The organism is Streptomyces albospinus (genome assembly GCF_014648695.1).
Taxonomy (GTDB): Bacteria; Actinomycetota; Actinomycetes; order Streptomycetales; family Streptomycetaceae; genus Streptomyces; species Streptomyces albospinus.
This window is the reverse complement of sequence record NZ_BMRP01000031.1, coordinates 69450-78690: the sequence shown is the minus strand read 5'-3', so window position 1 is coordinate 78690 and position 9241 is coordinate 69450. Positions and strand designations below refer to the sequence as shown.

Annotated in this window: 7 protein-coding genes; 1 reads left to right on the top strand and 6 read right to left on the bottom strand. The window is 71.5% G+C overall.

Going from position 1 to position 9241, the window contains the following annotated elements; all coding sequences use genetic code 11:
- The 5 genes from IEZ17_RS30700 to IEZ17_RS30680 form a co-directional block, all read right to left on the bottom strand.
- The coding region (locus tag IEZ17_RS30700) for an aldehyde dehydrogenase family protein (RefSeq protein ID WP_229852815.1) at positions 1-1493 on the bottom strand (1493 nt) is incomplete at its 3' end.
- Positions 1494-1591: 98 nt separating this feature from the next.
- Positions 1592-3331 (bottom strand): N-acyl-D-amino-acid deacylase family protein, encoded by a 1740-nt coding sequence (locus tag IEZ17_RS30695; protein WP_189305841.1) that lies wholly within the window; start codon positions 3329-3331, stop codon positions 1592-1594.
- Between the two features lie 123 nt (positions 3332-3454).
- Positions 3455-4582: an LLM class flavin-dependent oxidoreductase gene (locus tag IEZ17_RS30690; RefSeq protein WP_189305839.1), complete on the bottom strand. Its 1128-nt coding sequence runs from the start codon at positions 4580-4582 to the stop codon at positions 3455-3457.
- Positions 4583-4745: 163 nt separating this feature from the next.
- Positions 4746-5531: an SDR family NAD(P)-dependent oxidoreductase gene (locus IEZ17_RS30685; RefSeq protein WP_189305837.1), complete on the bottom strand. Its 786-nt coding sequence runs from the start codon at positions 5529-5531 to the stop codon at positions 4746-4748.
- A gap of 157 nt (positions 5532-5688) precedes the next feature.
- Positions 5689-6639 carry a TIGR03619 family F420-dependent LLM class oxidoreductase gene (locus tag IEZ17_RS30680; RefSeq protein WP_189305835.1) on the bottom strand — a complete coding sequence of 317 codons (951 nt, stop codon included), beginning with the start codon at positions 6637-6639 and terminating at the stop codon, positions 5689-5691.
- Between the two features lie 361 nt (positions 6640-7000).
- On the opposite strand from IEZ17_RS30680, the gene IEZ17_RS30675 reads away from it, so the two are divergent.
- The gene (locus IEZ17_RS30675) at positions 7001-7339 is read left to right on the top strand and encodes a hypothetical protein (protein WP_189305834.1); all 339 of its coding nucleotides are present in this window, start codon (positions 7001-7003) and stop codon (positions 7337-7339) included.
- Between the two features lie 134 nt (positions 7340-7473).
- Here IEZ17_RS30675 and IEZ17_RS30665 read toward each other — a convergent pair whose 3' ends face one another.
- Positions 7474-8742, bottom strand: coding sequence for an amidohydrolase family protein (locus IEZ17_RS30665; RefSeq protein ID WP_189305832.1), 1269 nt, complete (start codon positions 8740-8742; stop codon positions 7474-7476).
- Between the last annotated feature and the right edge of the window lie 499 nt (positions 8743-9241).

Genomic DNA, 9241 nt, shown 5'->3' with positions numbered 1-9241 from the left:
GAGGACCCCGGCCACACGATCGACTGAAGCTCGCTGTACGCATGCAGCGCGTACGAGCCCACATCGCGCCCGACCCCGCTGCGCTTGAAGCCGCCGAACGGCGCCTCCATGTTCCGGCCGACCGTGTTGATGCCGACCCCGCCTGCCCGCAGCCGTCCGGCCACCCGGAAGGCGCGCGCCACATCGCCGGACCAGACGTAGTCCAGCAGCCCGTAGTCGCTGTCGTTGGCCAGCGCGATGCCCTCCTCCTCGTCGTCGAAGGGGACGACCACCACGACCGGCCCGAAGATCTCCTCGCGGACCGCCCGCATCTCGTTGGTGCAGTCCGCGAAGAGCGTCGGCGCCACATAGAAGCCGCGCTCCCTGGCCGGCCGCTCGCCCCCGGTGACCAGCCGGGCGCCCTCCTTCACCGCGAGTTCGGCGTACGCCTCGATGCGGTCCCGGTGCGCGGCGGAGATCACCGGGCCGACGACCGTGGCCGGATCCCGCGGGTCGCCGACCGTCAGCCGCTCCGCGTAGTCGGCCAGCCCGGCCACCAGGGGCTCGTAGATCCCTCGTTGGGCCAGTACCCGGGTCGGTGCGGTGCAGATCTGCCCGCTGTAGAAGGAGAAGGTGGTGCCGATGCCGGACACCGCCGAGGCCAGGTCGGCGTCGTCGAAGACCAGCGCCGCGCCCTTGCCGCCCAGCTCCATCAGCTGCCGCTTCATCCCGCGACCGCACTCCTCGGCGATCTTCACCCCGACCGCGGTGGAGCCGGTGAAGCTGACCATGTCCACGCCGTCCGCCGCCACCGCCGCCTCGCCGACCTCCGGCCGCGCCCCGCTGACGACATTGACCACCCCCGGCGGCACCCCGGCCTCCGCCAGCGCCTCCGCCATCCGGTACACCGACAGCGGGTCCTGCGGAGCGGGCTTGACCACGACCGTATTGCCCGTCGCCAGTGCCGGCGCGACCTTGCCCGCCGGATTCGCCCAGGGGTTGTTGTACGAGGTGATGCAGGTGACCACGCCCACCGGCCGGCGCACCGCGACCGCCCCGAAGACGCCCGCCCGGCCCATCGGCCCGGCCTCGTTGACCTGCGGCGGCAGCGCGGTCTCCGCCGGCTCCAGGGCCCCGCGCGCATAGCGCTCGAAGCGGGCCACGGACACCCCGACCTGCATGGCGCGCGCGGTCTTGGTCGTCGCGCCGCTCTCCGCCTGCGCCAGCGCCGCGTACCCGGCGAACTCGCGGCGCATCACCCGCGCGGCCCGCTCCAGTACGGCCGCGCGCTCCGCGGGCGCGGTCCGCGACCAGCCGTCGAAGGCGTCCCGGGCCGCGCCCACCGCCGCCTCCACCTGCGCCCGGCTCGCCTCCGGGGCGTGCCCGACGACCTCCTCGGTCGCCGGGTCGACCACGTCGTAGTGCCCGGCGTCCGGCGCCACCCACTCCCCGCCGATGAACAGCCGCTGCCCTTCGACGAACAGCCGCCGCCCGCGCTGCCCTTCGTCGAACAGCCGCCCGACGTCGCCGGCCGCTCCGCCCCAGCCGCCGGCCGCCCCTCCCGAGCCGCCGCCCGCGCGTCCTCCCGTTCCCGCCTGGCGCTCCCCCGTACTCACCTGGTGCTCACCGTCCGCGTGTCCCGCCCCGACCGCAGCACGGTCCCCGGCACCGCGCCGGTCACCACGTCGTCCCGGATCGTCTCGACCCCGTTGACCCGTACGCTCACGATCCCGATCGCCTTCGAGTCCAGGCGCGGGCTGTCGCCGGGCAGGTCGTGCACCAGCGTCGCGGCGCCCGCGTCGATCCGCTCCGGGTCGAAGAGCACCAGGTCGGCGTGGTGGCCCTCGGCGATCCGCCCGCGCTCGCGGAGCCCGAACAGCCGGGCCGGATCGTCGGTGAGCATCTGCACGGCCCGCTCCAGCCCGACGAGCTTCCGCCCGCGCAGGCAGTCGCCGAGGAAGCGGGTGGTGTAGGGCGCACCGCACATCCGGTCCAGGTGCGCGCCGGCGTCCGAGCCGCCCAGCAGCACATCCTCGTGCTGCCAGGTCTCCTGGCGCAGCGCCCAGCTGTCCGGGTCGTTGTCGGTCGGCATCGGCCAGAGCACCGTGCGCAGGCCGTCGTTGGCGCAGATCTCCACCAGGCAGTGGAAGGGTTCCTGGCCGCGCTCGGCGGCGATGTCCCGCACCACCCGGCCGGTCAGCCCCTCGTTGGCCGCCGAGTAGGTGTCGCCGATGACATAGCGCTCGAAGTTCGTCAGTCGCCGGAAGACCCCGGCCTCCTCGCTGTTCCCGCGTCGCAGCAGCTCCGCCCGTACGCCGGCGTCGCGCAGCCTGGCGATCCGCTCGGGCACCGGCAGGCCGAGGACATCGCCCCAGCCCGGTATGAGGTTCAGCGCGCAGAAGGTGCCCAGGGACATGTTCATGGGGGTGAGGATCGGCATGGTCAGGGCGACGATCCGGCCGCCGGCCTTGCGGGCCCGCTCGCTGGCGACCAGCTGCCGCGGCACCCGTTCCGGTACGGCGGCGTCGATGGTGAGCACGTTCCAGTTGAGGGGGCGGCCGGCCGCCGCCGACATCTCCACCAGCAGATCGATCTCGGCGTCGTCGAACCGGTCGAGGCAGCCGGCGACGATCGCCTCCAGTTGGGTGCCCTCGTGGTCGGCCACCGCCCGGGAGAGCGCGAGCAGTTCGCCGGGGCCGGCGTGCCGGGAGGCGACCGGTTTCCCGTCGCCGTCGGAGTGGGTGGAGGACTGTGTCGTCGACAGCCCCCACGCCCCGGCGTCCATCGCGTCGTGGAACAGCCGCAGCATCTCGTCCAGTTGGGCGGGCGTCGGCTGCCCGCCGATCGCGTCCGCGCCCATCACGTGCCGCCGCAGCGCGCAGTGCCCGACCATGAAGCCGGCGTTGACCGCGATCCGCCCCTCCAGCGCGTCCAGGTACTCCCCGAACGTGTGCCAGTTCCACGGCGCGCCCTCCTCCAGCGCGACCAGGGACATCCCCTCGACCCTGCTCATCATCTGCCGGGTGTAGTCGGCGTCCTCGGGCCGGTCGGGGTGCAGCGGGGCGAGGGTGAAGCCGCAGTTGCCGCCGGCGACGGTGGTCACGCCGTGGTTGAGGGACGGGGTGGCGTACGGGTCCCAGAACAGCTGGGCGTCGTAGTGCGTGTGCGGGTCGACGAACCCGGGCGCGAGGACGAGCCCGCGGGCGTCCTCGCTCGTCCGGGCCTCCTCGGTGACGGTCCCCGGCCGGGCGATCACCGCGATCCGCCCGTCCCGTATGCCGACGTCGGCCGTGAAGGCCGGCGCGCCCGTGCCGTCCACGACGGTCGCGGCCTTGATGAGGTGGTCGAGCATGGGGGTTGCGTCCTTTCCGGTGCGGGGCGGGTGGGTGGGTCCGGTGCGGGAACAGATCGGAGGGACGAGTGGGAGGGGCCGGTGAGAGGAACGGGTGGCGGTGATGGCTGTGTCGGCGGCCGGTCAGTCGCCCGCCGCCTGCCGGAACCGCGTCGTGCGGTGCACCGGATCCGTATCGATCTTCGGAATGACGTGCTCCCCGATCAGCTTGATGGTGGTGAGCGTGTCCTCGCGGCTCACCCCGATCGGCAGCCCGAAGGAGAGCTGGTCGGCGCCCGCCTGCTCCCAGCGCTTGCACTGCCGCAGCACCTCGTCCGGGTCGCCGCAGATCATCAGCTCCTCCGCGATCAGCAGCTCGATGATCTCCTCGGTGTATTCGGGCAGCAGCTCGGGCCACTCGGGCACGCCCTCCGGCCGCGGGAAGGTGTCGTGGTAGCGGAAGAGCAGCGACTGGAGGTAGTTGAGCCCGCCGCCGACGGCGATCTCCACCGCCTTCCGGTGCGTCTCGGCACAGATCGCCGTCGAGGTCACCATCACGTTGTCGTTGACGAAGTCCCCGACCGGCTCGGCGTCCTTGACCGCGTTCTTGTACGACTCGACGACCCACTCCATGTCGGCGACCTTCTGCACGCTGAAGCCCAGGACCCCGAGCCCCTTCTTGCCAGCCATCGCGTACGAGGACGGCGACCCGGCCGCGTACCACATGGCCGGGTGGGACTTCCCGTACGGCTTGGGCAGGATCTTGCGCGGCGGCAGCTCCCAGTGCTTGCCCTTGAACCCCACGTACTCGTCCTGGAGCCACATCTTGGGGAACTCCGCGATGGTCTCTTCCCAGATCTCCTTGGTGTGGTTCATGTCGGTCACCCCCGGCAGGAACCCGAGGATCTCGTGGCTGCCGGCGCCGCGCCCCGAGCCGAACTCGAAGCGCCCACAGGAGAGGTGGTCGAGCATCGCGACCTTCTCCGCGACCTTCACCGGGTGGTTGACCGGCGCGAGCGGGTTGAAGATGCCGGAGCCGAGGTGGATGCGTTCGGTGGCGTGGGCGAGATAGCCGAGGTAGACGTCGTTGGCGGAGAGGTGCGAGTACTCCTCCAGGAAGTGGTGCTCGGAGGCCCAGGCGTACTTGAAGCCCGATGCGTCCGCCTGGATGACGTACTCGGTCTCCTCCATCAGCGCGTGGTGCTCGGCCTGCGGCTCGGCCTTCGCTCGCGCGGCGGGCACATAGCCCTGCACAAAGAGCCCGAATTCCAAGGGGGTTCACCGTCCCTTACCGTCTTCTGACGTACCGTCAGATTCGATGGCCCGACTGTTCCATCGGGGCCGGAACCCGTCAATACCCGCAACCGCCACAACTGACGTACCATCAGGTCGCCCCGCTCGGCCCGCCCCGGCGCCCCGAACGGCCGATCGCCCCTCAGAACAGGCCGACCCCCGCCAGCCACCCCCCGTCGATCACGAACGGCTGCCCCGTGATGTACGACGAGTCGTCCGCCGACAGGAAGAGCGCCAGCCGCGCCACCTCCTCCGGCCGCCCGATCCGCCCCAGGGGCACCAGCTTCCGGTACAGCTCGTCGACGGCGCGCGCGGACTCCGCCGGATCCGCGTCCGGATCCAGCGCCGCCGGATTCGTCATCGGCGTGTCCACCGCCCCCGGGCACACCGCGTTGACCCGGATCCTCCTGCCCGCCAGCTCCAGCGCCGCGACCCGGGTCAGCCCCACCACCGCGTGCTTGGTGGCGGCGTACGCGCCGACGAACGCCATCCCCGTGAGCCCCGTGTACGAGGCGGTGTTGACGATCGTCCCGCCGCCGGCCGCCGCGATCTCCGGCGCCACCGTCCGTATCCCCAGGAAGCACCCCACCTGGTTGACGGACACCACCTCCTGAAACTCCTCCAGCGGCGTGTTCACCAACTCGTTGAACCGCAGGATCCCGGCGTTGTTGACCAGCCCGTCGATCTTCCCGAACGCCCCCTTCGCGGCCTCCACCACACCCGCCCAGTCGTCCTCCCGCGCCACATCCAGGTGCACGAACCGGGCCCGCCCCTCCCCCAGTTCCTCGGCCAACGCCTCCCCCGGCCCGTCCAGCACATCACCGATCACCACCCGCGCCCCTTCCGCCACGAAGAGCCGCGCCTCCTGCTCCCCCTGTCCGCGCGCCGCACCCGTGATGACGATGACCCGGTCGTCGAGCTTGCCCATGCCTGCACTCCTCGTGTGCGTCGTGTGTGCGTCATCCGCCCGTATGCCACTCCCGGCGCCGCCGCCCCGCACGGCGCACGCCGCCCGCGCCCGCTCCCCTGCCCCCAGCCGTGCCCCCGCCGATTCGCTCAGCCGCTCAGCCGTTCCCCCCATTCGCTCAGTCGTTCAGCAACGGGGCGACCTCCGCCCCGAACGCCGCCATCTGCGCGACGAGTTCCGCCCGGCTGCGGCTCCGGAACCGCACCTGGATCTGCCGCACCCCCATCGCGCCGTACTCCCGCAGCGACTCCGCGATCCGCTCCGGGGCCCCGGTCAGCGTCCACCGCCCGACATCCCACCCCGGCTCCCCCACATACACGGGCTCCGCGATCGCACCGATCTCCACCGGCTCCCGCACCCCCGCCTCCTCCCGCCACCGCAGCAGTTTCCCTATCTGCTCCGGCAGTTGCCCCCGCCGATCCCCCTGCGGCAGCCACCCGTCCCCGCGCACCGCGGCCCGCCGTACGGCCGCGGGGGACGAGCCGCCCACCCAGACCGGCGGACGCGGGTTCTGCACCGGCCGGGGCGCCTGCCCCAGCCCCTCGAACGCGAACCGCTCCCCCTTGAACTCGGGGAACTCCTCCTCCCCCAGCGCCGCCTTCAACGCGTCGATCGCCTCGTCGAGCACCGCCCCGCGCCGCGCGAACGGCACCCCCAGCGCCTCGAACTCCTCCCGCACATGCCCGGCGCCGACCCCCAGGATCAGCCGCCCGCCCGACAGCCGGTCCAGCGTCGCGTACTGCTTCGCGCTGATCAGCGGATGCCGGAGCCCGACCACGGCGACATGACTCAGCAGCCGCACCCTCTCGGTGGCAGCCGCCAGATACGCCAGCGTGGCCACCGGGTCGTACCACGTCGTCCCCATCGCCCCGGCCAGCCGCCGCGGAATCGCCACATGCTCGCAGCACGCCACATACGCGAACCCGGCCCGGTCGGCCGCCCGCGCCACCGCCACCAGGTCCGCGGGCCCGGCCCCGGCCTCCCACGCCTCCGCGTAGATCGCGCTCTGCGACTGCACCGGAAGCTGCATCCCGTACGCGAGCCGCCCTTGCGGCAGAACCTGCACCATGCCCGGACTCCCCATCTGACGGTTCGTCATTTATCCCGAGTGCGGTCATGGTGAGGGCTGTCGGGCCATCAGACAAGGGGGGCGGAAGCCCATGCGCCCGACGGGGCGAGCGTTGGTCTGTTGCCCCCGCGTCCCTGGTCGGGGCTCACCCGCCGGACGAGTACTCCTCGGGTTCCGCGAGCCCCGGGCTGCCCGAGCCTTACAGCCGTCGTTCGGACACGGCCAACCGCGCCCCCCGGCTCTCGGCTACGCGGTGCACATCCAGCAAGGCAGTGCGCAACCGCCTTGAGAGAAAACGCACTTCCTCCAGCGTCACCCGCCGCGCGTCAAGCAGCTCGTCCGCGTGCCCCAGCAGGGCGGAGTGTACGAGGAGAGCTACACCGCTGCCGTTCAAGCCGGGGATTCCGCCCTTGCCGGAAACGCCCTTGCCTTCCTCGCGTACCAGAAGACCGATGGGGACCGGCACGCCGGGATCGAAATTGCTCAAACGGCGTGCCGTTATCTGTCCTGGCTCGCTGAGTCCTACCTTTCCGCCGGAGAGGTCGAGCAGGCAACGAGCGTCACCAGCCGCGCCATGGAACTCTCGACCGGAGTGGCGTCCGTGCGGCCACGCCGACGCATCGCGCGAACCCTCCGGCGATTGCGCGCGCACCGTGAGTTGCCCGTGGTGGCCGAACTCCTGGACCAGGCGGAAGCCTGATGCAGTTCGGCTCCGTCGTCGTCTTCACCCAGCGCAAATATGCCTCGGCACCGGCAACGATCCGCACGGCAGAGACTTCCGGGTTCTGCCATGGATGGTGCTTCAGCAGATACGCCTCGATCTCTTCGTAGCGATCAGCCCGGACTTTGAGGAGCAGTTGCCACTCCTCGCCCCGCCGAAGGCCCCCAAAGCCCCTCCCCCGTGAGTCCCAGCAGCTCGATCGCGTTGCCGCGCACGATCCGTTCGACCACGTCTGCCGGCAGGTGGCCCATCTGGGATTCGCCGACCTCCCTGGACTTGGGCCAGGTGGAGTCGGAGTGCGGGTAGTCGGTCTCGTAGAGGACGTTGCCGACTCCGATGGCGTCGAGGTTCCTGAGGCCGAAGGCGTCGTCGAAGAAGCAGCCGTGGACGTGGTCGGCGAAGAGTTCGGACGGCGGGCGGAGGACCTTGTCGGCGACGCCGCCCCAGGCGCGGTTCTCCTCCCAGACGACGTCGGCGCGCTCCAGGATGTACGGGATCCAGCCGATCTGGCCCTCGGCGTACATGATCTTCAGGTGCGGGAAGCGGTCGAACGTGCCGCTCATCAGCCAGTCGGTCATCGAGAAGCAGCAGTTGGCGAAGGTGATCGTGGAGCCGACGGCGGGCGGGGCGTCGGGAGACGTGGACGGCATCTTCGAGGAGGAGCCGATGTGCATGGCGACGACCGTGCCGGTCTCGTCGCAGGCGCGCAGGAACGGGTCCCAGTAGTCGGTGTGGATGCTGGGCAGCCCCAGGTGGGGCGGGATCTCGCTGAAGCAGACGGCGCGGACGCCGCGGGCCGCGTTGCGGCGGACCTCCGCGGCGGCCAGTTCCGCGTCCCAGAGGGGGACGAGGGTCAGCGGGATCAGCCGGCCGCGGGCCTGCGGGCCGCACCACTCCTCCACCATCCAGTCGTTGTACGCATGCACGCCCAGCAGGCCCAGTTCGCGGTCCTTGGCCTCGGTGAAGGTCTGGCCGCAGAAGCGGGGGAAGGTGGGGAAGCAGAGCGCGGACTGGACGTGGTTGACGTCCATGTCGGCGAGCCGTTCGGGGACGCTGAAGGAGCCGGGGCGCATCTGCTCGTAGGTGATGCCCTCCAGCTTGATCTCGTCGCGGGAGTGGCCGACGGCGGTGTCGAGGCGGGTCAGCGGCCGGTGCAGGTCCTCGTAGACCCACCAGTCGGCTATCGGGCCGTCGTCTCCGGGCGCGCCCATCTTCGGGGCGAACCTGCCGCCGGCGAAGGTCATTTCCTGCACGGGCGCGCGGACGATGCGCGGCCCGGTGTCCTGGTACTTCGACGGGAGCCGGTCCCGCCAGACGTTGGGGGGCTCCACGGTGTGGTCGTCCACCGAGATGATCCGAGGGAAGGGCTCCTTGGTCTCCATGGGCGGTACCGTAGCGCCGATCTGACGATCCGTCAGCAAGTGGGACGGCTGCGGTCGCCGGCCGGGTACGAGGCGGCGGAATTCGCGCATGCGGAAACGAACCGGCCAAGTACGGGACGCGTGCAGGTAGACGTTCCGCGGGCGCCTCACCCGTCACGGCGGCGCCACCCGGGAAACAAACCAGCCAGTCAGGGATGCCGCCCGGCCACCCGGGTAGAGGCGACCGAGGGGGCGACCGGGGAGGAGAGCAGCAGCAGCCAGGGGCACATTCGTGCACACACCAATGGGCACACCAATGGGGTGACCACGGACAGGGCAGGGGAAGGGCCGGAACAGGGCCGGTGGAAGGCGGCGTTCCGCGCCCCCGCGCGGGGCGGACCGACTCCCGCCCCGGGAGGCCGAGAAGGTCTTGTGCACGCTCCGGACCCCTACTGACGGAAATGGTCGCGACAAGGCAGACTGACCGTTGCGCACCGTGTAGGGGTGCGTACGGCGCGGA